We start from the raw sequence: 23947 nt of genomic DNA, 5'->3' as shown, positions 1-23947 counted from the left end.
AGCAAGGTCGAAGGGAGCGTCACGCCGCCTCAGTTCCACGAAGGGGGGAGCAAGGTATAGCGCTGTGCTGTGTCGTATGGCCATGCTGTTTTCTACTTTTTCATGAAAAAAACATAGTAGATAAGATGGCCGTTGTCAAGTTAATAATCAAAACATGAAATAAATTAACGTTGGGGGGCCTTCGCTTTGTCGGGCAAGTCCGAGCACTTCGGCGGAGCGAGGAAGGGGGAACAAGGGGGATTATTTTGATGCCCTTTCCGTAATTCTGTAATCCCCCCAACCCCCCTTTACGAAAGGGAGGTTCCGGCCATCGGATTTGCCGAATTTTAGACAGGAGCAAGAGTCAAAAAAGGACTATTGACTATCGGCCGTTCACGTCACTCCTCCGCCCCGGCCTGTTAGCGTACCGCCATCATCATGGCAAGGCGCCGTGCAGGAGCTCGCCCTCCATCATCACCGCCGCGGGCTCGATCTTGTGGATCTCGTAGCGGTCCATTTCAAAGAGGTTTTCATCGAGCACGACGAGATCCGCCAGCTTGCCGGCCTCGATGGAGCCGATCTCATCTTCCATTCGGAGCTGGTAGGCGCCGTTGATCGTGTAGCCCCGGATCATCAGCTCGAGATCCAGCTGCTCGGAGGCGGGTCCCCTGATCTCCTCGATGTCGAAGCCCGGCTCCTCCCACTCTTCGGGATACTGACGGGTGTGGCCGATTTGCATTCCAAGGAAGGGGCTCATGTATTCCAGGTCCCAGTCGTCGCTGCCAAACGTGACGACGGCGCCCATGTCGAACAGCGGCTTCAGGATCAGGGTGCGCGCGTAGCGTTCCTCGCCGAGGGCGTGCTTTACGGTGTCGTCGTAATTGACGCCGTGCCACCACGGCGTGTAGTTGCAAACGACGCCCAGTTCCTTGATCCGGGCATAGTCGGGCGGGTCGATGATGTCCAGGTGGCAAACGGTCACCCTCGGATAGAGCTCGCCCCCGGCCGAGTCCCTCACCGCCTCCACCGCGTCAAGCACGGTGCGCACGGCGCGGTCGCCCACGGTGTGAAGGTGCAGGTCGAGCTTTTCCTCGTTCAGCTCGAGAAGGAAATCCCGCAGCTCGTCCGTGGTCATCATGGTATTGCCGCGGTTTCCCGGATCGTCTTCGTAGGGCTCGAGCATCGCGCCCGTGCGGTTCTCGTTCACACCGTCCATATAAATCTTCATCGTATTGAAGCGGAGCCTGTCGCCGCCGTACGCATCACGCAGTCTCAGCAACTCCGCGATGGCGGTATCCTTTTGCCGGGGGACGAAAATGGGATATGTGCCTTCGTAACGAAACGGCAGCCTTCCCTCTCTCTCGAGCTTCGCCATGAACGCGTAGACGCGATCATTATGCAGGAGATTGCCGCCGTCGTAGACGGTGGTCACGCCGTGCCGGCTCATGTAGTCCAGCATCGCCGTCGTCCCCTCCTCGTGGGCTTCCGCATCGACCTCGAAATAATCCTCGCCGAATATCCTGTAGGCGCCTTCCTTGATCCACCCGGTGGTCTCTCCGTCCTCGTCCCGGACGTAGACCGCGACTCCCGGCAAAGGATCGGGCGTGTCCCGGTCCACCCCCAGCACCTCGAGCGCCTTGGAGTTGACCCAGATGCTGTGCCCCGCGCTGCTGGTCAGCCAGACCGGGCGGTCGGGCACGATTCTGTCCAGGTCATTCTTGTTGGGCCCGCTTGTGCCGTACAAGTCGACCGGCCAGCAGCACATGCGAACCCACTCGAGCTCGGGATTGCTTTCCGCGTACTCCTTGACGGCGGCCAGTATGTCCTCCTTGCTCGTCTCATCCATGGGGGCCGCGTACGGAGCAAGATTGATGCGGGCGGGGTGGGTATGGCTGTCCACGATGCCGGGGATGACGAGCCTTCCGCCCAGGTCGCTCTTGCGCGTGGCATCCGAAGCGAATTTCGCGGCGCCCGCGTCATCGCCCACGTAGACGAACTTTCCGTCCTTGACGGCGACCGCCTCCGCCCAGGGGTTCTCATCGTCCACGGTAAATATCTTGCCGCCGGTGAGCACCCAGTCAGCTTTTTGACAGGCGGGCCCGCAAGCGGCAGAACACACCATCAACAGAAGAGATATAGAGGAGAGCCACAGGCATTTTTGCATGTTCGCCATTTTTTTGTGCTCCTTGTTTTGAATTAATGACCGATGACCAATGACCGATAACCGATTGAATTGGTCATCGGTGATCGGTAACTCGCCTGCTGATTGGCGAGCAGGTCGATTATCATGTTTACTCCTTCGCCCCGGCCTGCTTCAGAATCTCCATAATCTCTGTGTAGCCTTTGGATGTCGCAATCATCAAGGCGGTCCAGCCGTCTTCGTCCTTCGCGTTCACGTTCGCGCCTGCGGCAATCAAGGCCTTCACCGTCCCGGCGTGGCCTTCCTGTGCCGCAACCATCAGTGCTGTAAGACCCAATATCTCATCTTTTGCGTTTGCGTCTGCGCCAGCGTTAATCAAGATCTTTACCGTCTCGGTGTGGCTCAACTCCGCCGCGATCATCAAGGCGGTCCTGCCGAATTTGTCTTCTTTCATGTTCACGTCCACGCCCGCTCCAATCAGGGCTTTCACCATTTCGGTGTGACCACTATCTGCCGCAAGCACCAGGGCGGTTTGACCGTATCCGTCTTTCGCGTTCACGTCTGCCCCCGCATCAATCAGGGCCTTCACCGCCTCGGTTTGGCCCCCCCTTACCGCAAACATCAGGGCGGTCCATCCGTCTTCATCCTTCACATTCACGTCCGCACCTGCGTTAATCAGGACCTTCACCGCCTCGGTTTGGCCTGTCACAACCGCGAGAATCAGGGTGGTCGTCACGTTCGCGCCCGCGTCAATCAGGATCTTCACCGCCTCGGTTCGGCCTGCCATAGCCGCAACCATCAAGGCAGTCCTATCCTCTTTGTCATTCGCGTTCACGTCCGCGCCCGCATCAATCAAGGCATTCACCATTTCGGTGTGGCCCTTCTGTGCCGCAAACATCAGGACTGGCCAGCCTTCTCCGTATTTTGCATTCACGTCTACGCCCGCATCAATCAGGGTCTTCACCGTACCGGTGTGGCCCCAATATACCGCAATCATCATGGCGGTCTTGCCGTCTTCGCTCTCCGCGTTCACGTCCGCACCCGCGTCAATCAGGACGTTCACCGTCTCGGTGCGGCCCCCCCATGCCGCAGCCATCAAGGCGGTCTTGCCGTCTTCGCCCTCCGCGTTCACGTCCGTACCTGCGTCAATCAGGACGTTCACCGTCTCGGTGCGGCCCTTCTCCGCCGCAAGCATCAAGGCGGTTAAGCCGTCTTTGTTTTCCGCGTTCACGTCCGCACCCGCGTCAACCAGTGCCTTTGCTATCTCAGTGTGGCCTCCAAATGCCGCCCTCATCAGGGCAGTAGAGCCGTCGTTGTCCTGTGCGTTCACGTATGCGCCTTGCTCGAGCAATTTTTCCACTTCGGCGGCATCGCCGGCCTTCGCCGCCTCGATCAGGTCTGAATCGATGTCTCCGTATGCCGCCTGCGCGAAAAGCAGCGGGAGCAGAAATAGAATTGCCTTAAAGGAAAGCCTCATTTTTTTCATTCCTTCGCCCCGTCCTGTCCGAGAATCTCCACGATCTCGGTGTGCTTCATCTTTTCCGCAATCATCAGGGCGGTCATGCCGTTCTCTTTGGTTTTGATGTCCATGTCCGCGCCGGCATTTATCAGGACCTTCGTCGTCTCGGCGTGACCTTTAAAGGCCGCAATTATCAAGGCGGTCGCGCCTCTTTCGTTCCTCGCGTTCACGTCGGCATCCGCGTCGATCAGAACCTTCGCCATTCCGGTGTAGCCATCCTCGGCCGCAATCATCAGGGGGGTAATACCACTAGCGTTCATTACGTCCGGGTTCATGCCCGCGTCCAGAAATAACTCGACCGCGACCGGGTCGTTTCCCTTCACCCGCTCCAGAAAACTGGTCTCGCTATAGGGGATATCCAACTGTTCCAGTTCCTTGCGAGCGTCCTCCGGACTCCTGCCGCCGGCTTCGCTACGGGGGATATCCATCTGTTCCGGCTCCTTGGGAGCGTCCTGCGGGCTCCTGCCGCAGGCGATTGTTACCAGTAAGAGGCTAATCAAAAAAAGCAGCTTGTTTGGTTGTTTCATCGTTGCGTCCCTTCTCTTTGGTGTTTTTTCGGTTGTGCCAAGGCAATTCTACGGCGGCGCGGCGGGCGTTGCAAGCGGATTTCCGCCGAACGGAGAGCGGCGACGAAGGGTTCTTCCCCTAGTTCAACACCTCGTAGAACATGTTCCGCCGCTTCGGGGTGTAGCCCGTGTCGAGGATGAGGTGCTCGAGATATTCCAGGCTCATGCAGTAATCGACGCCGGCCCGCGAGACGACGTTCTCCTCGATCATGAGCGAGCCGAAGTCGTTCGACCCGAACTGGAGCGACAGCTGCCCCACGCCGTGCCCCATCGTGACCCACGAAGATTGGAGATTCTCGAAATTGTCCAGGACGAGGCGCGCGAGGGCCAGGGTCTTCAGGTACGTGTGCGCCGAGGTGTCGCGCGCCTCGAGGTCGAGGCCGAGGGCGTGGTTCTCCGGGCCGGGACGCTGGTAGGCCCAGCAGATGAAGGCCGTGAATCCTCCCGTGCGGTCCTGGAGGTCCCTTAATTTAAGAAGATGCTCGACGCGGTCCTCGACGGTGTCAACCGAGCCGAACATCATCGTGGCCGTCGTCCGGAGGCCCTTCCTATGCGCCGCCTCCATCACGTCGAGCCACTCCTGCGCCGTGGCCTTCCTGGGGGCGGTGACCTCGCGCACGCGATCCGTGAGAATCTCCGCGCCGCCCCCGGGGATGGAATCGAGCCCCGCCTCGATGAGCCGGTCGAGCGCCTCGTCGAGCGTGATTTTGGAAACTTTCACGATGTGCATGACCTCGGGCGGCGAGAGCGCGTGGAGGTGGATGGGATGGTTCTTCTTTATGTAGCGGAAGAGGTCCTCGTAATAGTCGATCTTCAGGTCCGGGTGGTGGCCGCCCTGGAGGAGAATTTGAGTTCCCCCGAGCGCCTTCGTCTCGTCGATTTTCTTCCCGATCTCCTCGTGCGGCAGAACGTAGGCCCGCTCGCCGCGCGCGTCCTCCTCGACGCCGGGCCGCACGTAGAAGGCGCAGAAGGCGCAGTCCACGTAACAGACGTTCGTGTAGTTTATGTTGCGGTCGATGACGTAGGTGACGACGGGCTCGGGGTGTTTCCTCAGGCGCACGGCGTGCGCCGCGCGGCCGAGCTCGAGAAGCGGCGCTTCGTTATAGAGCGCCACGGCCTCGTCGAACGAGAGGCGGCGGCCGGAGGAAACTATGTCCTGCAAGGCGGCGTGTCCCATGCGCTCTCTCACTCGTAAAACGACAGCCGGGGCGCCTTCGGAATCACCTCGTGCTTCTCGGCGAGGCGCCAGAAGGCGGCGAGGCCCTCCGTCTCGCGCGGCGTCCAGTCGTAGCGGATGGCGTCGCGGAGGTAGTGCTCGTAGAAGTCTGCGCCGCGGCTGTGCGTGCGGGCGTAGCGCTCGGCCAGCTCGCGCAGGTGCCCGCGCCCCTCCTCCTTCGCTTTTTGAAGGAGACGGACGACGTGCACGGGCAAATCCTCGCGCCCCGCCCAGAACGCGAAGACGAACGGCAGGCCCGTGAGCGCCTTCCACTCCGCCCCGAGGTCGTACACGTGCGGGAAGGGAGAATTTCCTCCCGATCCCTCGACGGGCGAGCCGCCTTCGCGCAGCGGGAGATGGAGCGCCGGGTCGCCGATGACCAAAACGCCGTCGAACGTCTCGTCCTCCACGGCGCCCTCGGCCGGCGCCTCGACGTAGTCGGGCTCGCTCCCCCAGCGTTCGCGGAAGAGAACCTTCACAAGCGCCGCCGCCGTGCGCGAGGCCGTGTCGAGCGCCACGCGCTTCATGTCCGGAGCCTCGGCGCGGCCCGCGAGAAGGACGCTTTCCGCGGCCCCGTCCGACGCGATGGCGACGTCCGGAACGGCGCGCCAGCGCCCCTCGTATCCCGCGGAAGGAACGAGGCCCACGTCGGCGCGCTCTTCCCGGAGCGCCGCGAGACAGCCCGCGGGGCTTTCTCGCTTCACGATGATTCCTTCGCCCGTTTTCCGCTCGAGGCCCCACTCGAGGGGCGCGGCGTTCAGGTAGCCGACGGAGCGGACGCGTACGAGGGAGACGAGGTTGGACACGGCGTTTTTCTTTTCTTGAGTTTTCATTGATAGGGACGAGTTTTTCGGAAGGCTCAAACCATCATGCCGAATGCCGGCGCACCACGTTGTACACCGTGTCCCGCTCGACGGGCGTCCGGCCCGCGTCGCGGACGAGTTTCACCAGGCCGTCGAGGGAAAGCTCCTGCGGCGACGCGGCGCCCGCCATGTGGGCGATCTTTTCCTCGACGATGGTGCCGTCCAGGTCGTCCGCGCCGAAGGAGAGCGCCGTCTGGGCCACGTTGATTCCGAGCATGACCCAGTAGGCCTTGATGTGGGAAATATTGTCCAGGAGGAGGCGGCTTACGGCGATGGTTTTCAAAGAGTCCCACCCCGTGGGGCCGGGAAGGTTCTTTTCCCCGAGCTCCTTGACGAGCGGCGTGTGCTCGGGGTGGAACGCGAGCGGGACGAACGCCAGGAACCCGCCCGTCTCGTCCTGCAGGGAGCGGAGGCGCAGCAAGTGGTCCACGCGGTGCTCGTATGTTTCGATGTGCCCGTAGAGCATCGTGCACGTCGAGCGCAGGCCGCGCCGGTGGACGGCGCGGTGGACGTCGGCCCATTCCTTCCAGTCGAGCTTGTAATCGCAGATTCTTTCGCGCACCTCGGGGTGGAAAATCTCCGCCCCCCCGCCGGGCAACGAGTCGAGACCCGCCTCCACCAGGTCGTCGAGCACCGCCTCCAGCGGCTTGTGGGCGATGCCGGAGAAAAAATCGATCTCGACCGCCGTGTAGGCCTTGAGATGGACGTCGGGGCGCTCCTTCTTGACCGCGCGCAGGACGTCGAGGTAGTACGAGTAAGGCAGGCCCGCGTGCATGCCGCCCACGACGTGGATTTCGCGAACCCGCGCGCCGAGTGCGCGCACCTTCTCGCGGATCTCGTCCAGCGTGTAGGCGTAGGCGCCGTCCTCGCCCCCCTTGCGCGCGAAGGCGCAGAACGCGCAGGAGTACACGCAGACGTTCGTGGGGTTGAGGTGGCGGTTCAGGTTGAAGTGGGCGGCGTCGCCGTGGAGGCGCTCGCGCACCTCGTTCGCGAGCGAGCCGAGAGTGAGAAGGTCGTTCGACTCGAAAAGGCGCACCCCGTCCTCGAACGAGAGGCGCCCGCCGGCGCGGACTTTTTCGGCGATGTCCGCGAGATTGTTCCGTGAAAATTTTCGTGCGGCTTGGATGCTCATGGCCCTAGGAGATACGAAAAATATTTTATCACACCACGGCTGGGGCGACAATTGACTCCGCCTTCGGGACGGCGCGGGAAAAAACTTTGGAACGGCATGGAAGCATTTTTCGGAGGTTTCTTTCGCATCATGGTAGTAAAATAGCAGGTCGGCGGAACGCCGCCGCTTCGCTCACGAAGCCATGCTGTTTAACTCTCTGAGCTTTCTCGTTTTCTTCGTCCTGTTCTTCGTCGTCTACTTCGCCCTGCGGGGAACGGGGCGGACGATCTTTCTCCTTGCGGCCAGCTACGTGTTCTACGGATGGTGGGACTGGCGTTTCCTTGCGCTCATCGGCTTCACCTCGACGCTGGACTACGCGATGGCGAGAAAACTGGAAAATTGCGCCTCGCCGGAGAAAAGGAAGCGCTTTCTTCTCACCAGCATCGTTTCCAACCTTTCCATCCTGGGTTTTTTCAAGTATTTCAATTTCTTCGTCGACAGTTTCAAGGACGCCGCCCGCGCCGTCGGCGTGGACGTCGCCACCCCCGCTCTCGAGATAATTCTTCCGGTGGGAATCAGCTTCTACACCTTTCAATCGCTCGGCTACGTGATCGACGTCTATCGGGGGCGGACGGCGGCCGAGCGGAGCTGGCTCCGTTACGCCTCCTACGTGGCTTTTTTCCCCCAGCTCGTCGCGGGTCCCATCGAGCGCGCCTCCCATCTTCTGCCCCAGTTCTCCCGCGAGCATGCCCTTGACGCGCACCGCTTCGTCTCGGGGTTCCAGCTCGCCCTGTGGGGCTTCGTCAAGAAAGTGGTCGTGGCCGATTCGCTGAGCATGCTGGTGGACCTCCGCTTCTCGTCCCCCCTTGCGCATTCCCCGCTCGATCTCTGGCTGGGCATGTACTTTTTCGCCCTCCAGCTCTACTGCGATTTCTCGGGATATTCGGACATCGCCGTCGGCACGGCGCGCATACTGGGCTTCGATCTCCGGATGAACTTCGACCGCCCCTATTTCGCCGGCTCCTTTCGCGAGTTCTGGCAGCGGTGGCACGTCTCGCTGTCCTCCTGGTTCCGCGATTACGTGTACATCCCCCTCGGGGGCAACCGCCTCGGAGGGTTCCGAGCGTTTCAAAACCTCATGCTCACGATGCTCGTGGGCGGGCTGTGGCACGGGGCGAAGTGGACGTTCGTGTTCTGGGGCTTTCTGAACGGAATCTACATCGCGGCGGAAAGGCTCGTCGGAGATTCCCTCCGCGGCCTCGCCCGGGCGCTGGGAGTGCCCGGCCCGGTCCGGCTGCTTCTGGCGCGCGCCGTGGTGTTCCATGGCTTCTGCGCGAGCCTGATATTCTTTCGCGCCCCCTCGTTCCATGACGCCGCCGTGTACCTTGGCGGCATGGCGGCGCTGGGCGCGCCCGCCGCGTTCCAGGTCATGCACGCCGTACTGACGGCCAAGGCGCTCGTCCTCTGCGGGTGCGTGCTCGTGCTGGAGGCGGTCTCCTTCCGCTTTGATTTCGAATCATTCCTCGACCGGCATCCGGGGGCGAGGCTTCTGGCGCTGGCCATGGGAATCTGGACTCTGGTGTTTCTCGGCAATCTCACCGGGCAGCGTTTCATTTACTTTCAGTTTTGATGGCATACATGAAAGACAGGCGGCGATTCATAGGAAACCCGTTCCCTCGTAAACAGGGCGTGGCCCTGCTGCGCTTCCTCGTGCTGCTCGCCGTGGTCGTCTTCGCGGGAGACTTCGTGCTGGGGCAGTTTGCGGACTTTCTCCTGCTGAAGAGCCGGAACCGCTTTTCCCGCCTCTACGCCGGACGCGCCGAGGCGGAAATCCTGGTCGTGGGAGACTCCCGCGCCGTTAACGCCTTCTACGCTCCCGAGGTCTCGCTCCGGACCGGCAGGCCGTGCTTCAACCTGGCCTACAACGGCGTCTCGGCCGAGGTCGCCGAGAGCCTGCTCCGGGACTACTTCGAGCGCCATCCGCCGCCTCGCCTGGTGATCTCGGAGGCCACCGCCCTGATGTCCTGTCATTCCGTGGCGGCGAAATTGAACGCCTTTCGGAAAATTTCGCCCCGCGTCTCCAGTCTCGCGGACCGCCATTTCCCCTCGATGGGCCTTCTCTCCAAGACGCTTCGCCTCTCTTCCTTCAATTCCGAGTTCTTTATCCGGTCGCTGGCCTACCTCCGGCGCGACGACCAGACGTGGATCAACCCGAAAAAACTGACGCCGCGCAAGCTGGAAGCCATCCGGCGCTCGCGTAGCCAGAAGGCCCGCACACTTCCGGAGAACCTCGAAGCGATGGAGCGCACGGTCCAATTCTGCAAGCGTGAAGGCATCGCGCTCGCTGTGGTCATGACCCCCATGCACCCCGAGATGCGCGAAAAGAGAACCGGCCTTGCGGACTGGATTCGGGAAACGGAAGATATCTGCGCACGGGGAGGGGTGCCGTTCTTCGACTACAGCCGCGCCCTCGACGGAAGCGATTCCGGTTTCGCCGACGGCATCCACGTCAACCCCGAGGGGAGCCGCGCCCTTCTTGAGCGCATGATGGACGACGGACTTTTCGAAATAGCTCCTGCGAAGTGAAAGGAGTTTTTTCCATTCCGTTTCTCAGTTCCTCGGCTCTAACCGGGCGACCGAACACCAATCCCCTCCCTTAGGCATGTTACAATGCGTTCTCCGGGTGCTCTATGTCAAACCGATGCAGGAGGTGAACCGCATGAGAAAGCGCCGCGTCCTGGCGCTGTGTTTGCTGGGAAGTTTTCTCGCGCTCCGCGCGCCCCTCTTCGCGGACGAGGCGAAGAACGCTCCGCCGCGCAAGACGGTGGACTTCGAAAAGATTCGCCTGGACGTGACGCTGGACGAGAAGGAAGGGAAAATCCGGGGCGCGGCGACGCACACGTTCGTCCCCCTCTGGGACGACGTGGACACCGTCGTCCTCGACGCCGAGGACATGGAGATCAAGAAAGTCGTGCTTCGCGGCAAGCGCCTGAAGTTCGAGCACGAGGGGCGCAGGCTGACCGTCCGCCTCGGCAGGGAGTACGGCCGCGGCGACCGCCTCGACCTGGCCGTCGAGTACGAGGCGAAGCCCCGGCGCGGCCTTTACTTCGTCCGGCCCGACGAGGGCTACCCCTCGAAGCCCTACCAGATCTGGACGCAGGGCGAGGACGAGGACTCCCACTATTACTTCCCCTGCTACGACTATCCCAACGAGCTCGCCGAGTCGGAAATTAACGCCACGGTGCGGAAGCCCTACATCGTCATCTCGAACGGCGAGCTCCTCGGGGTCGAGGAGTCCGGGGACGGCAAGTGGAGAACGTTCCGCTGGAGGGAGCGCGTGCCGCACGTGAGCTACCTCGTGAGCCTCATCGTGGGGGAGTTCGAAGAAATCCGGGCCGAGTGGGACGGCGTTCCGCTCAGGTACTACGTCCAGCAAAAGGACGTCGAGCACGCGATGAACTCCTTCCGCAAGACGCCCGAGATGATGCGATTCTTCTCGGATAGAATCGGCATACGATACCCGTACGAGAAATACGCGCAGACGCCCGTCGAGGAGTACATGTGGGGCGGCATGGAAAACGTCTCCGCCACGACGCTCACGCAGCACACCATACACGACGACCGCGCGCACCTCACGGAGGACAGCGAGGGCCTCGTCGCGCACGAACTCGCGCACCAGTGGTGGGGCGACCTGCTCACGTGCCGCGACTGGTCGCACCTGTGGCTCAACGAGGGGTTCGCCACGTACTTCGACGCCCTCTTCAAGGAGCACGACCGCGGCGCGGACGAATTCAAGCTCGACATGCTGCGCAACAAGGAGTGGTACCTCGAAGACCACGGCTGGCGCCCGCGCCCCGTCGTCTGGAGGGAGTACGAGATTCCGGGAGACATGTTCGACGGCCACTCCTACGAGAAAGGCTCCTGGGTGCTCCACATGCTCCGCTATCACCTGGGGGAGCGCGACTTCTGGCGGGGCGTCCAGCTTTACGCCCGGCGCCACCAGAAGCAGAACGTCACGACGAACGACCTGCGGCTCGCGTTCGAGGACGCCGCGGGGAAGAACCTCGAATGGTTTTTCGAGCAGTGGCTTTACCGCGCGGGCCACCCGGAGTTCGACGTCGAGTGGAGCTGGGACGAGGGCACCGGGATGGTCGAGCTCCGCGTGAGGCAGACCCAGGAGGGCGAGCCGTTTCGCGTGGCCGTGGGCGTGGAAATCGCGGCGGAGGACGGGGCGCGCCTCCACCGCGTCGTGCTCGACGGCGCGGAGCAGAGGATTTACCTCCCCGCCCCGAAGAAGCCGCCGGCGGTGCGCTTCGACAAGGACGGCTGGGTGCTCAAGGAGCTGAGCTTCGAGAAAGAGGAGGAAGAATGGCTCCGCCAGATAGAGAGCGACTCGGACATGCTGGGGCGCATCGAGGCGGCCGAGGAGCTCGCCGCCTACCCGTCGCCCAAGGCCATCGCGGCGCTCGCGAAAGCGCTTCGGGAGGATTCCTATTACGGCGTGCGCGCGGAGGCGGCGAAGCTGCTCGCGGACATCGCTACGGACGAGGCGCGCGCGGCGCTTCTCGACGCGACGGAGGACCCGGACGCGCGCGTCCGCGTCGCGGCCGCGCGGGCGCTCGGGGAGCACAAAGGGCCGGGAAGCGGGCCAGCTGTCGCGCGTCTCAAGGCGCTCTTTGAAAAAGACCTCTCCTACCGCGTGCAGGCCGAGGCCGTTAAGGCGCTCGCAAAGCTTTCTCCTGAAAAAGAAAGCAAAAAGGAAGACCGCGGCGGCGAAGCCGAGGAAGGCGAGAAAGAAGAGGAAGAAAAGGAAGAATCCTCCCCGGAGGCGCTCCCGCGCGAGGAGCTTGAAGAAATTCTGTCCAAGGCTCTCGAGATGCCGTCGCACCTGGAAGTCATCCGCCGCGCCGTTTTCGACGCCTACGTCGAGATGGATGACGAGGAAGCCGTCCCGACGCTCAGGGAGTGGATGGCGTACGGGAAGCCGACGTTATGCCGCACGGCGGCCCTTCGCGCCTTCGGAGAACTCTCGGAGGACGACCCGGAGGAGGCGGCGCGCACGGTGCTCGCGTTCCTCGAGGACAAGAGCCACCGCGTGCGCGGCGCCGCCTGCTCGGTTCTCGAGGAGCTGGGCGAGCCGCTCGCCGTTCCCGCCCTCGTCGTCGCCGCCGAAGAGGACCCGATCGACTACGTCCGCGAAGCCGCGAAGGAAGCGGTAAAAGAACTGCAAAAAGAAAAGGAGAAGCGCCGGGAAGAGGAGAAAGATTAGCCGTCAAGGGCCGGTGGTCCGTGCGATGCTCCCATGAATTTTTTTCCTTTTTCCTGATTTCCTGAACCTGTCCTCGTCGAGATAAGTTATGCCCGCCGCTTCATCCAAGGCCAAAGCGCGCGGCCCGCTCCTGCCGCGGGTCGCCATTGCGGGGCGCCCGAACGTGGGCAAGTCCACGCTGTTCAACCGCCTGGTCGGCTCCCGCAAGGCCATCGTGCATCCCGCGCCCGGCGTCACGCGGGACTACCTTTCCCAGACCGTCGAGCGTGAAGGGCGCCGGTTCGAGCTGATTGACACGGGCGGTCTCACCGAGCCCGTCGGGGACGCACTGACCCCGCTCGTGTGGCAGGCCGCCGAGGGCGTGCTGGAGATGGTGGACGTCGTGGTCTTTATGGTGGACGCCAAGCAGGGGCCCACCGCGGCCGACGAGATGCTAGCCGAGCGGTTGCACCGGCTCGACAAGCCCGTGCTCTTGGTCGCGAACAAGGTGGACGGGCGGCGCGACGAGGCGGCCGTCCACGACTTCCAGGCCCTGGGCTTCGGCGCGGCGCAGCTTCTTTCCGCCGAGCACGGGCGCTTTATGGACGAATTCCTCGAGGCGCTCCTTGCGGCACTCTCCGCGTTCGAGCCGGCCTTTTCCGGCTCCGAGGAGCCGGAGGAACGCATCGCGGTCGCCATCGTGGGGCGTCCGAACGTGGGAAAATCGTCGCTCCTCAACGCCCTCCTGGGCGAGGGGCGCGCGCTCGTTTCCGAGATTCCCGGCACCACCCGCGACGCCGTGGACGCCGGGTGCGTGCGCGACGGCGTGCGGTACGTCTTCATCGACACGGCGGGCATACGGCGGCGGGCGCGCGTCAAGGCGCACCTGGCCACGCTGTCGGTTCTTCGCGCGCGGGCGGCGCTCGAGCGCGCGGACGTGGCCCTCCTGGTGCTGGACTCGGTGCGCGAGCTCGCCCGCCAGGACCTGGCCATCGGGCGGCTCATCAAAGAATCGGGCGCCGCCACCGTTCTGGTGCTCAGCAAGTGCGACCTCATTGAAGGAAGCGCCGACGCGGAAGCCATGCAGCGGCACCTCCGGCGGCACATGCCGTTTCTCGACTACGCGCTCGTCGCGACGACCTCGGCTTTGCGCGGGCGGGGCATAAAGGCGCTTTTTCAAAAAATCGTCCGCGCGGAGCGCGCGCGCCGGTTCCGGGTCCCCACCGCCCGCCTCAACCGCGACCTGAAGCGCATCGTCCTCAAGAACCCGCCTCCCTCGCGCGGGCGAGCCGCGTTCCGTCTCCTGTACGCCACCCAGCCACTGGCGCCGCCGCCCACCATGGTGCTCTTCGCCAACCGCGCGGGCGGGCTTACCCAGGCCTACCTGCGCTACATGGAGCGTGAGCTGCGTGCTTGCTATTCGCTCGATGGAACGCCGCTCCGGCTTCTCGTCAGGGCGAAGCCCGCCCGCTACGGCAAAGGCCGTGCCGCGGCCGGGAAGACGCGCGCGAAGGCATCTAAGAAAGGTCGTTCAGGGCGGCGTCCGCGCCGATAGCGGCCGCCCTTGCGGGGTATGCCGCAAAGCCCGGCCACGCCGGTTTTTCCGATTCTTGCGCCGCCGCATGCACTCGCCTATCATGAGGAAAACAATGCGCAAACGACTGGCTCGTGCCGCAGCGCTCGCCCTCGGGCTCGCTCTGCTGGCGTTCGGCGCGGAGCGTTCCGTTTCGCTCCGCGCGTTCGTGGAGGCCGTAAACGTCGAGAGAGCGGTGCTGCGGGTTGATTCCTACGACGTGCACGTCGGTGAATCGGGCGTGAGGGGGCACGTCCGCTCGCTGGAGGAGGTGCAGCCCGGCCTCTTCGCCCGCGTGCGCGGCGAGATTCTTCCCGACGGAACGGTCAAAGCAAGCTCGGTGCACATCAAAAAGGCCAACCCGGGCGTCTCCTTCCGCCGCAAACTGGAAAAGGCCTCCCGGAGGGCCGAGGAGGAGATTGCCAAGGACAAGAACAAGAAAATGAAGCTCGTGGAAGACGAGGAGCTGAACGCCTACGTGGGGGGGCTCGGGATGCGTCTTGTGCCCGAGTGGGCCGGGCCCCAGATTAATTTCAGGTTTCGCGTTCTCGACCATCCCGAGGTCAACGCCTTCGCCATGCCGGGCGGCCAGATCTACGTGTTCACGGGGCTCCTGGGGCGCGTCGAGAACGAGGCGCAATTGGTGACCATCCTGGGACACGAGATTGCCCACGTCACCGAGCGCCACTCGGAGCGCACGTATAAAAAATTCTATTTTCCGAGCATCTTTCTCAACGTCACTACGATTTTCGTGAATCCGGGACTTTCCCAGGCCGAGTCGCTGCTCATAGGGCTGGCCCTCAACGCGGCCGTGAACGGCCACGGCCGCAACCAGGAGGACCAGTCCGACCGCGTGGGCCTGCGCTACTCGACCGCGGCTGGCTACGACCCGCGCGAGGGCCCCAAGGTCTGGGACCTCTTTAACGCCGTCTACGGCGACACACCCAAGGCGATCAACTTTTTCTACGGCAATCACTCCACGAACAAGGTGCGCAAGCGCAACCAGGAGGAGGAAATCGCGTGGCACTACCGCGATTTCTCCGCCCTGCCCATAGACACAGGAGGCTATCAGCAGCGCATGGTGGCGTGGACGCTCAAGGCGGCGGAGCATGATTTCGAGGAGGGGCGCAGCAAGGTGGCGCGAAAGGAATTCGAGCGGGTGCTGCGCGTCCGCCCCGACGATGAAACCGCGAGGGAATATCTTGCCAAGCTCGACAAGAAAAAAGAAACCAAAGAAGCCAAAAAGAAGGGCTCGTAGCGCACGCGCGCCGGCGGGTTCGGGACGGGTGAAAGCTCTCCTCGAAGCGGCGCGCGCGGCCCAGGCGCACGCCTACGCGCCCAAGTCGGGATTCCCCGTGGGCGCGGCCGTGCGCGTCGAGGGTGGAAGAATTTTCTCGGGCTGCAACATCGAGGTCGGCATGAACGAGCTCGGCCTCTGCGCGGAGCGCACCGCCCTGTACAAGGCCATCTCCGAGGGCTTTCTCCGCATCGAGGCGGCGGCCGTCGTGACGAACGGCCGCGAGGCCGTCACGCCCTGCGGCGTCTGCCGGGAGGCGCTCTATAAGTTCGCATCCTCCCCCTCGATGCCCGTCTACCTTGCCCGTGCGTGCGATCTCTCGCGGCCCTCGGGCCGTCCCGTGCGCCTGAGCATTCGCGCCCTCCTTCCCCACACGCGCAGCCGCGCCCGGGCGACAGCGGAAAAGAGCCGCCGGAAACGTTGACAAAGTCGAAAATGGTGTTACCTTATCGTTTTGGCGGACCGGTGACGTAGAGTGGGTTTTTCGCGGTCCAGTAAGATTATGGAAAAGAACGTCTACTTTTTCGGAGCGGGGCGGGCCGACGGCTCCTCCCAAATGAAGAATCTTCTCGGCGGCAAGGGAGCGAACCTGGCGGAGATGACGAACCTGGGCATCCCCGTCCCTCCGGGCTTCACCGTCTCGACGCACGTCTGCGTCGAATATCTCAAGAATCCCTCGGTGCTTCAGTCCCTGGAGCCGCGGATTCAGGAGAATCTCGCCCGCGTCGAGAAGCTCATGGACAGGAAATTCGGCAACAAGAAGAACCCGCTTCTCGTCTCCGTTCGCTCGGGCGCGAAGTTTTCAATGCCCGGCATGATGGACACCATCCTCAATCTCGGACTGAACGACGAGACAACGGAAGGCCTCGCGCGCCAGACCGGCAATGAAGCGTTCGCGCTCGACTGCTACCGCCGCCTCGTCGAAAAGTTCGGCGAGATCGTGCACGGCGTCCCGCACGAGGCGTTCGACGAGATTCTCACCGAGGCCAAGAGCCGCCGCCTGGCCGAGCACGATTACCAGCTGGAAGCGGGGGACTGGAAAAAAGTTCTCGAACGCTACAAGGCGCTCTATCGGGAGCGGACGCGCGCGGATTTTCCGCAGGACGTTTTCACCCAGCTTCGGCAGGCCATCGAGGCTGTTTTTCGCTCCTGGAACAACGACCGCGCCCTCACCTACCGCCGCCTCCACGGCATTCCCCACGATTTGGGCACGGCCGTGACGGTGCAGGCCATGGTGTTCGGCAACGTCGGCATGGATTCGGCGACCGGCGTCGCCTTCACGCGCGACCCCTCAACGGGCGAGAACCGCTTCTACGGCGAATTCCTTCCCAACGCGCAGGGCGAGGACGTGGTGGCGGGAATCCGCACGCCCTACCCTCTCGCCAGCGCACCGGAGGGAGGAGAGGAAAGCCTCGAGGCCAAGCTGCCCGAGGTCTACGAAGAGCTCTGCGGCATCCGCGAGCGCCTGGAGAAGCACTACCGCGACATGCTCGACATCGAGTTCACCGTGGAGTCGAAAAAACTTTTCATGCTTCAGACGCGCGTCGGCAAGCGCACGGGCACGGCGGCGCTCCGGGCGGCCGTCGAGATGGTCGACGAGGGATTAATCAGCCGCGAGGAAGCGGTGCTGCGCGTCGAGCCGGCGCACCTGGAGCAAATTCTCGGCTCCGTCTTCGACGCCGCGGCGAAAAAGAAGGCGCTCGCCGAGAAGAAATTTCTCGCGAAGGGACTCGCCGCCAGCCCCGGGGCCGCCTCGGGCCGTATCGCCCTTTCGGCCGAGGAGGCCGTCGAGATGGCCCAAGGCGGGGACGGGCGGGTCGTCCTGGTGCGCGTCGAGACGTCGCCTGAAGACGTGGCCGGCATGAGCGCCGCGAAGGGGATCCTGACTGCGCGCGGGGGGATGACGTCCCACGCCGCGGTCGTGGCGCGCGGCATGGGAAAGCCCTGCGTGACGGGATGCAAGGCGGTCGACATCGACCATAAGAAAGGGGAAGTTCGCGTCAGCGGCCGCACCTTCAAGCGGGGCGACTACCTTTCGCTCGACGGCTCGGCGGGCGAGGTCCTGGCGGGAGAGCTCGCCACGAGCCCCTCGGAGGTCGTGCGCGTCCTCGTCGAGAAAAGCCTCGCGCCCGACGAGGCGCCTCTGTACCGTCTCTACGAGCGCTTCTCGGCGTGGGTGGACGAGGCGCGCGACATGAAGGTTCGCGCCAACGCCGACACGCCCGAGGACGCCGCCAGCGCGCGCGCTTTCGGCGCCGAGGGCATAGGCCTCTGCCGCACGGAGCACATGTTCTTCGAAGAGGAGCGCATTCCGGCGGTGCGCGAGATGATTCTCTCACGCACGGAGGAGGAACGCCTCCGCGCGCTCGAAAAACTCCTTCCCTTCCAGCGCGACGACTTTACCGGAATCCTGCGCGCCATGGCGGGGCTGCCCGTGACGATCCGGCTCCTCGACCCGCCGCTTCATGAGTTCCTGCCCCACGATAAGGCCGCGCTTGAAGCGCTCGGGCGCCGCATGAATCTTCCGACCGACGAGGTGCGGGCCAAGGTGGAATCGCTCCGCGAGGCCAACCCCATGCTCGGCCATCGCGGCTGCCGCCTCGCGATCACCTATCCCGAAATCTACGAAATGCAGGCGCGCGCCATCCTGGAGGCGGCGGCGTCCCTCAGGAAGCGGGGCGTCGACGCGCGGCCCGAAATCATGCTTCCGCTCATCGCGAACCCGAACGAATTTTCCTTCCTGCGCTCGCGCGTCGAGGCCGTCGCGGCGGCCGTCTCCAAGGAAGCGGCGTCGTACCCCATCGGCACCATGATGGAGGTTCCGCGCGCCTGCCTGCAAGCCGGGGCGATCGCCCAGGAGGCCGACTTTTTCTCTTTCGGCACGAACGACCTCACGCAGATGACCTACGGGTTCAGCCGCGACGACACCGGCTCGTTTCTTCCCGAATACATCGCCAAGGAGATTCTGGGCGTCGATCCATTTTCGCAGCTCGACGTGGAGGGCGTCGGCGAGCTCGTCCGGATGGGCGTGGAGGGCGGCCGCGCCGCCAAGGCCTCGCTCAAGATCGGCATCTGCGGCGAGCATGGAGGCGACCCCTCGTCCATCAAATTCTGCTACAGCGTCGGCCTCGATTACGTCTCCTGCTCGCCCTACCGAGTGCCGATCGCCCGCCTCGCCGCCGCGCAGGCGGCGCTCGAGCGCAAGGGCGCCGTTAAGAAAAGCGACACGCGGTAGGCCGGCCGCGACGAAGCCGTCGCGAGCCGCCGCCAGCACCCGTCTCCTGAAAAATCTTTAAGAATCCTTCAGGATTGCGTGGGCGGCAAGGCGTCCCGGGGCTCCCATGATGCCGCCTCCGGGATGGGCGCCGTGGCCGCACATGTAAAGGTTCTTCAACGGCATGCGGTACTGAGCCCAGCCGGGAACGGGGCGCAGCATGAAGATTTGATCCGGCGTAATCTCGCCCGCGAAGATGTTGCCTTCCGTGAGGCCGAACTCCTGCTCCATGTCCCAGGGCGTGACGACCTGGCGGTGCAGAATGATGTTCTTCAGGTTGGGCGCGTACTCGCTGAGGGTGTCCACCACCGTGTCGCCGAGCGCCTCGCGGTGGTCGTTCCAGTGGCCGGCCTTTAGGTCGTAGGGAGCGTACTGGACGAAGATGGACATCACGTGCTTTCCGGGCGGCGCCACCGAGGGATCCATGAGCGAGGGGATCACGGCCTCCAGGAAGGGCCGCCTGGAGAATTTCCCGTACTTGGCGTCGTCGTAGGCGCGCTCCAGGTATTCGGTGCTCGGGGCCACGAAGATGTCTCCGCTGAGGTGCGGGCCGTTACCGGGAAGGCACGTGAAATTCGGAAGCCCGTCCAGGGCCATGTTGACCTTGGCCGTTGAGCCCCGGATTTTGTATTTTCGAATTTTTTCCAGGAAATCCGCGGGCACGTGCCCGGGCTCGAGAAATTTCAAGAACGTGCGCTTCGGATCGGTGCTTGCGGCCACGATGTTGGCGCGAATCTCGTCGCCGTTCTCGAGGACAACGCCGGCGGCCGCGCCGTTTTTGACGAGAATCTTCGCGACGGGGGCCTCCGTGCGGATTTCGGCGCCGTGGTGCCTCGCGGCGCCGGCGAAGGCCTCGCTCACCGCCCCCGTGCCTCCCCGCGAGATGCCCCACGCCCGGTACGCCCCGTCCAGCTCTCCCATGTAGTGGTGGAGCAGCACGTACGCCGTTCCGGGAGAGCGGATTCCGAGGTACGTGCCGATGATGCCGCTGATGGACATGGACGCTTTCAGGACATCGCTCTCGAAGAACATGTCGAGAAATCCGAGCGCGCTCATGGTCATGAGTTTCGCCTGAAAGTGCGGGGCATCGTCGCCCAGCCCCTGCAGGCGCTTTCCCAGCTTGAGGAGCTTGAAAAGCTCGCGGGGGTCGAGGGACGCCGGGTCGGGAGGCGTCATGGCGAGAATCGGCTTCACGAACCAGGCAAGCTGCACCATGAGCCTTCCGAATTCCCGGACGGCTTCCGCGTCGCGGCGGGAGAAGCGGCTGATTTCGCGGTAGGTTTTTTCACGGTCGCCCCAGCGGGTGAGGTAGTTTCCGTCCGGGAGCGGAGTGAAGGCGCAGTCGAGGGGAATGATGTCGAGGCCGTACTTCGTAAGCTCGAGCTCGCGGATTACCTCGGGCCGGAGCAGGCTCACCACGTAGGACAGAACCGTGTACTTAAAGCCCGGATAAATCTCCTCCGTCACGGCGCAGCCGCCCAGGACGTGCCTTCGCTCCAGCACGAGCACCTTTTTCCCCGCCTTCGCCAGGTAAGCGGCGCACGCGAGGCCGTTGTGCCCGCCTCCGATTATGATGGCGTCGTAGCGTTCGGCCATGCTCCGCTCTTTTGCCTAACCGGAAGAACAACGCGACCGCATCGGCCCGACCCTCACTTTCGACCGCGGCGACTTTCCGCTGAAACGTTCCCTCTTTTTCTCTGTCCCTACAATTTGAGCCGTTCCGATGGACGAACCAAGTACAATTTACTCCGCGAAAGAATGTCGTGTCAAGAATCTTGGAGAAAGATGCCTCGGAAAAAACGCGTTCGACCGGCACCGCTCTGCCAAATCTTGATTCTCAAGGGGTTTTCCCCTATCCTTACCTTTTCCATGACGAAGCGAAAGATTTGCCTTAAGCAAAAGCGTTGCCGGCAAATCCCTCGCTTCCAGCACCGCGCGCGGCACCCCCGTTCCTGAACACCACTCCAAGAGAAAATAGACTATGGCCAAAATCTACGACGCAATTATCGTGGGAGGCGGACACAACGGTCTCACGGCCGCCGCGTACCTGGCGAAGGCGGGGAAAAAGGTGCTCGTGCTCGAGCGGCGGTACGTGTTGGGCGGCTGCACCGTGACGGAGGAGATTTATCCGGGGTTCAAGTACACGGTTTTATCGTACGTGGTGAGCCTGATGCGGCCCGAGATCATCCGGGAGCTTGAGCTTGCAAAGCACGGCTACGACGTCATCCCCATGCACACCAGCCTGTCTCTGCTGCCGGACGGAAACCGCCTTTTCCTCTCGGAGGACGAGAAGGAAAACCACAGGGAGATAAGCCGCTTTTCCCGGCGTGACGCGGACGCCTATCCGGAATTCCATGAATTCCTGACAAGGCTTGCGAGTTTCGTTCACCCTTTCCTTTCCATGGTCCCCCCCGATCCGATGTCGTTCAGTCCGCGCGAGCTCCTCAAGCTCTTCCGCCTCTGGAAGGGCTTCCGTGAGCTCGGCGAGGATTCCCTGTCCTTCGTCAAGCTCATGAGCATGAGCGCGCTCCACCTTGCCGAGATGTTCTTCGAGTCGGACGTTATGAAGGCCCAAGCGGCAGTCGGGGGAATCTTCGGCAAAGGGAGCATACGCGCTCCCGGAACGGCCTACGTGCTACTTCACCTCGGTATGGGGGACGTGGACGGGACCACCGGCACGTGGGGCTTTCAACGCGGAGGCATGGGGGGCGTGGCCGAAGCCATCGCAAAGGCCGCAAAGAGCCACGGCGTCGAGATTCGCACGGAGGCGCCGGTTTCGAAAATTCTCGTCCGGAACGGCACGGCGACGGGCGTGGTGCTTGAAAGCGGCGAGGAGATTCGCGCGAAGTCGGTCGCCTCGGGCGTCGACCCGAAGGTCACGTTCCTGAAGCTGCTCGACCCGGGGGACGTTCCTACGGAGTTTCTGGATAAAATCCGCAAATACACCGTGGTAGGCGCATCGTGCAAGGTCAATCTGGCCCTGGACGCTCTTCCCGATTTCACCTGCATGCCGGGCGACGGCCCGCACCTGCGTGGGACCCTTATGGTGGCCCCGAGCCCCGACTACCTGGTGCGCGCCTTCGACGAAGCCAAGTACGGAAACTTTTCGCGCAGGCCCTTCCTCGACATCGTGATTCCTTCCTTGCTGGATCCCTCGATGGCGCCGCCCGGCAAGCACGTGATGTCCATCTCCGGCCGGTACACTCCCTTAAATCTCAAGGCCGGACACTGGAACGACCACCGCGAGGCGCTCGGCGACACGGTGATAGACACCCTGAGCGAGTACGCGCCCAATTTGAAGGACATCATTCTCCACCGCCAGGTCGTCACGCCCTGGGATTACGAGAACGAGTTCAACCTCACGGGCGGCAACATTTTCCACGGCGACCTCACGGTCGAGCAGACTTTCATGTTCCGCCCCGCGCCGGGGTGGGCGCAGTACCGCATGCCGGTGAACCGCCTTTACATGTGCAGCTCCGGCGCCCATCCGGGGGGAGGGGTGATGGGAGCGCCGGGACGCCTGGCTGCGCTGGAAATGCTCAAGGATTTTAAAAGCGGGAGGCTCTGAAGATGGGCAAGCAGTACGACGCCGTTATCATAGGAAGCGGCCACAACGGCCTCATTGCCGCGGCCTATTTGGCGAAGGGCGGGAAAAAGGTGCTCGTGCTCGAGCGAAGGCACATCGTGGGCGGCTGCACCATTACGGAGGAGGTTTTTCCCGGATTCATTTATTCCGTCTTGGCGTACGTGGTGGGCATGATGCGGTCCGAGATCGTCCGGGAGCTGGAGCTCGAGAAGCACGGCTACGACATCATCCCCATTGAGAGCAACTTCTCTCCGCTGCCGGACGGAAATTATCTCCACTTCACGGAGGACGAAGAGGAAAACCGCAGACAGATAAGCCGTTTTTCCAAGCGCGATGCGGACGCCCACCTTGAATTCAACCAGCTCATGACGCGCCTTGCGGAGTTCGTTCATCCGACCTTTTCCATGGTCCCTCCCGATCCGAGGTCGTTCCGTCCGCGCGACCTACGCAAGCTCCTTCGTCTCGGAAAGCGATTCCGGGCGCTCGGCGAGGATTCCTTCTCTTTGGCAAAGCTCATGACCATGAGCTCGCTCGACTTCGCCGAAAGGTATTTCGAATCGGACGTGATGAAGGCCCTGACGTCCTGCGGCGGAGTCATCGGCACGTTCCTGGGCATCAGTTCTCCCGGAACCGCCTACGTGCTACTTCACCACCACATCGGGGAAGTGGACGTGGGCAGCGAGTGGGGCATTCCCCGAAAGGGCATGGGGACCGTGAGCGGCGCCATCGCCGGGGCGGCGAGAGAATTCGGCGCTGAGATCCACACGGAGGCGCCGGTCTCGAAGATTCTCGTCCGGAACGGCGCGACGACCGGCGTGGTGCTGGAAAGCGGTGAGGAGATTCGCGCGAAGGCGGTAGCCTCGTCCGTGGACCCGAAGCACACGTTCCTGAAGCTGCTCGACCCCGGGGACGTTCCTCCGGAGTTTTTGAAAAAAATTCAAAAATACAAGATTCGGGGTGCCTCGGCCAAGGTCAACTTTGCCCTGGACGGGCTTCCGAACTTCACCTGCAGGCCGGGCGACGGACCGCACATGAAAGGGTTCTTTAACATCGCCCCGAGCACCGACTACCTGGAGTGCGCCTACCTCGAAGCCAAGTACGGAAGCTTTTCGAGCAGACCCTACCTCGAGTGTGTCATTCCCTCCATGGTGGATCCCTCGCTGGCGCCGCCGGGCAAGCACGTGATGTTCGTCTCCGCCCGGTACACTCCCTTCACGCTCAAGGACACCCACTGGAACGAACAACGCGAGGCGTTCGGCGACGCCGTGGTAGACACCCTGAGCGAGTACGCGCCCAATCTGAAAGACATCATTCTCCACCGCCAGGTACTCACGCCCTGGGATTTTCAGGAGGAGTACGGCCTCACGGACGGCAATATTTTCCACGGCGACCTCGCGGCCGAGCAGATTTTCATGATGCGCCCCGTGCCGGGGTGGGCGCAGTACCGGATGCCCGTGCATCGTCTTTACCTGTGCGGCTCCGGCGCCCATCCGGGAGGCGGGGTGATGGGAGCGCCGGGGCGCCTGGCCGCGCTGGAAATGCTCAAGGACTTCAAGAGTGGAAGGCTCTAACTAT

16 protein-coding genes are annotated in these 23947 nt (G+C 63.1%); 9 read left to right on the top strand and 7 right to left on the bottom strand.

Features of this window, described 5'->3' with window-relative positions; translation table 11 throughout:
• Nucleotides 1-415: 415 nt before the first annotated feature.
• The 6 genes from JSV08_07105 to mqnE form a co-directional block, all read right to left on the bottom strand.
• On the bottom strand, nucleotides 416-2152 hold the full coding sequence (locus JSV08_07105) for an amidohydrolase family protein (GenBank protein UCF80274.1): 1737 nt from the start codon (nucleotides 2150-2152) through the stop codon (nucleotides 416-418).
• Nucleotides 2153-2270: 118 nt separating this feature from the next.
• Nucleotides 2271-3596 (bottom strand): ankyrin repeat domain-containing protein, encoded by a 1326-nt coding sequence (locus JSV08_07100; GenBank protein UCF80273.1) that lies wholly within the window; start codon nucleotides 3594-3596, stop codon nucleotides 2271-2273.
• A 5-nt stretch (nucleotides 3597-3601) separates the two neighbouring features.
• Entirely contained in the window at nucleotides 3602-4165 is a 564-nt protein-coding gene (locus JSV08_07095) for an ankyrin repeat domain-containing protein (protein ID UCF80272.1), read from the bottom strand.
• Between the two features lie 118 nt (nucleotides 4166-4283).
• Nucleotides 4284-5381: a dehypoxanthine futalosine cyclase gene (gene mqnC, locus JSV08_07090; protein ID UCF80271.1), complete on the bottom strand. Its 1098-nt coding sequence runs from the start codon at nucleotides 5379-5381 to the stop codon at nucleotides 4284-4286.
• A gap of 8 nt (nucleotides 5382-5389) precedes the next feature.
• Entirely contained in the window at nucleotides 5390-6253 is an 864-nt protein-coding gene (locus JSV08_07085) for a menaquinone biosynthesis protein (GenBank protein ID UCF80270.1), read from the bottom strand.
• Between the two features lie 34 nt (nucleotides 6254-6287).
• Nucleotides 6288-7415: an aminofutalosine synthase MqnE gene (mqnE, locus tag JSV08_07080; GenBank protein ID UCF80269.1), complete on the bottom strand. Its 1128-nt coding sequence runs from the start codon at nucleotides 7413-7415 to the stop codon at nucleotides 6288-6290.
• A 181-nt stretch (nucleotides 7416-7596) separates the two neighbouring features.
• On the opposite strand from mqnE, the gene JSV08_07075 reads away from it, so the two are divergent.
• The 7 genes from JSV08_07075 to JSV08_07045 all read left to right on the top strand — a co-directional run bounded on the left by JSV08_07075 (nucleotide 7597) and on the right by JSV08_07045 (nucleotide 18747).
• The gene (locus tag JSV08_07075) at nucleotides 7597-9024 is read left to right on the top strand and encodes an MBOAT family protein (protein UCF80268.1); all 1428 of its coding nucleotides are present in this window, start codon (nucleotides 7597-7599) and stop codon (nucleotides 9022-9024) included.
• Entirely contained in the window at nucleotides 9024-9980 is a 957-nt protein-coding gene (locus JSV08_07070) for a hypothetical protein (GenBank protein ID UCF80267.1), read from the top strand. The genes JSV08_07075 and JSV08_07070 overlap by 1 nt, the downstream gene beginning before the upstream one ends.
• A gap of 133 nt (nucleotides 9981-10113) precedes the next feature.
• Entirely contained in the window at nucleotides 10114-12663 is a 2550-nt protein-coding gene (locus JSV08_07065; GenBank protein ID UCF80266.1) for a HEAT repeat domain-containing protein, read from the top strand.
• 88 nt (nucleotides 12664-12751) lie between these two features.
• Complete coding sequence (gene der / locus JSV08_07060; GenBank protein ID UCF80265.1) at nucleotides 12752-14197, top strand: ribosome biogenesis GTPase Der; 1446 nt, start codon at nucleotides 12752-12754, stop codon at nucleotides 14195-14197.
• A 94-nt stretch (nucleotides 14198-14291) separates the two neighbouring features.
• Complete coding sequence (locus JSV08_07055; GenBank protein ID UCF80264.1) at nucleotides 14292-15473, top strand: M48 family metallopeptidase; 1182 nt, start codon at nucleotides 14292-14294, stop codon at nucleotides 15471-15473.
• Between the two features lie 28 nt (nucleotides 15474-15501).
• Nucleotides 15502-15936 (top strand): cytidine deaminase, encoded by a 435-nt coding sequence (locus tag JSV08_07050; GenBank protein UCF80263.1) that lies wholly within the window; start codon nucleotides 15502-15504, stop codon nucleotides 15934-15936.
• 75 nt (nucleotides 15937-16011) lie between these two features.
• Entirely contained in the window at nucleotides 16012-18747 is a 2736-nt protein-coding gene (locus JSV08_07045; GenBank protein UCF81857.1) for a pyruvate, phosphate dikinase, read from the top strand.
• 57 nt (nucleotides 18748-18804) lie between these two features.
• Here JSV08_07045 and JSV08_07040 read toward each other — a convergent pair whose 3' ends face one another.
• Nucleotides 18805-20382, bottom strand: coding sequence for an NAD(P)/FAD-dependent oxidoreductase (locus JSV08_07040; protein ID UCF80262.1), 1578 nt, complete (start codon nucleotides 20380-20382; stop codon nucleotides 18805-18807).
• 394 nt (nucleotides 20383-20776) lie between these two features.
• Here JSV08_07040 and JSV08_07035 point away from each other — a divergent pair, with 394 nt between their 5' ends.
• On the top strand, nucleotides 20777-22354 hold the full coding sequence (locus JSV08_07035; protein UCF81856.1) for an NAD(P)/FAD-dependent oxidoreductase: 1578 nt from the start codon (nucleotides 20777-20779) through the stop codon (nucleotides 22352-22354).
• 2 nt (nucleotides 22355-22356) lie between these two features.
• Entirely contained in the window at nucleotides 22357-23943 is a 1587-nt protein-coding gene (locus JSV08_07030; protein ID UCF80261.1) for an NAD(P)/FAD-dependent oxidoreductase, read from the top strand.
• The last annotated feature ends 4 nt before the right edge of the window (nucleotides 23944-23947 follow it).

The sequence above is a fragment of the Acidobacteriota bacterium genome, from assembly GCA_020349885.1.
Taxonomy (GTDB): Bacteria; Acidobacteriota.
Note: the sequence above shows the minus strand (reverse complement) of the source record. Positions and strands in the feature narration are given on the sequence as shown.

Bases quoted from the DNA above. Each gene is read 5' to 3' on its own strand.
- JSV08_07070 (UCF80267.1), top strand. From the start codon at position 9,024: ATGGCATACATGAAAGACAGGCGGCGATTCATAGGAAACCCGTTCCCT.
- JSV08_07105 (UCF80274.1), bottom strand. From the start codon at position 2,152: ATGGCGAACATGCAAAAATGCCTGTGGCTCTCCTCTATATCTCTTCTG.
- JSV08_07040 (UCF80262.1), bottom strand. From the start codon at position 20,382: ATGGCCGAACGCTACGACGCCATCATAATCGGAGGCGGGCACAACGGC.
- JSV08_07030 (UCF80261.1), top strand. From the start codon at position 22,357: ATGGGCAAGCAGTACGACGCCGTTATCATAGGAAGCGGCCACAACGGC.
- JSV08_07095 (UCF80272.1), bottom strand. From the start codon at position 4,165: ATGAAACAACCAAACAAGCTGCTTTTTTTGATTAGCCTCTTACTGGTA.
- JSV08_07065 (UCF80266.1), top strand. From the start codon at position 10,114: ATGAGAAAGCGCCGCGTCCTGGCGCTGTGTTTGCTGGGAAGTTTTCTC.
- JSV08_07075 (UCF80268.1), top strand. From the start codon at position 7,597: ATGCTGTTTAACTCTCTGAGCTTTCTCGTTTTCTTCGTCCTGTTCTTC.
- mqnE (UCF80269.1), bottom strand. From the start codon at position 7,415: ATGAGCATCCAAGCCGCACGAAAATTTTCACGGAACAATCTCGCGGAC.
- JSV08_07085 (UCF80270.1), bottom strand. From the start codon at position 6,253: ATGAAAACTCAAGAAAAGAAAAACGCCGTGTCCAACCTCGTCTCCCTC.
- JSV08_07100 (UCF80273.1), bottom strand. From the start codon at position 3,596: ATGAGGCTTTCCTTTAAGGCAATTCTATTTCTGCTCCCGCTGCTTTTC.
- JSV08_07055 (UCF80264.1), top strand. From the start codon at position 14,292: ATGCGCAAACGACTGGCTCGTGCCGCAGCGCTCGCCCTCGGGCTCGCT.
- der (UCF80265.1), top strand. From the start codon at position 12,752: ATGCCCGCCGCTTCATCCAAGGCCAAAGCGCGCGGCCCGCTCCTGCCG.
- mqnC (UCF80271.1), bottom strand. From the start codon at position 5,381: ATGGGACACGCCGCCTTGCAGGACATAGTTTCCTCCGGCCGCCGCCTC.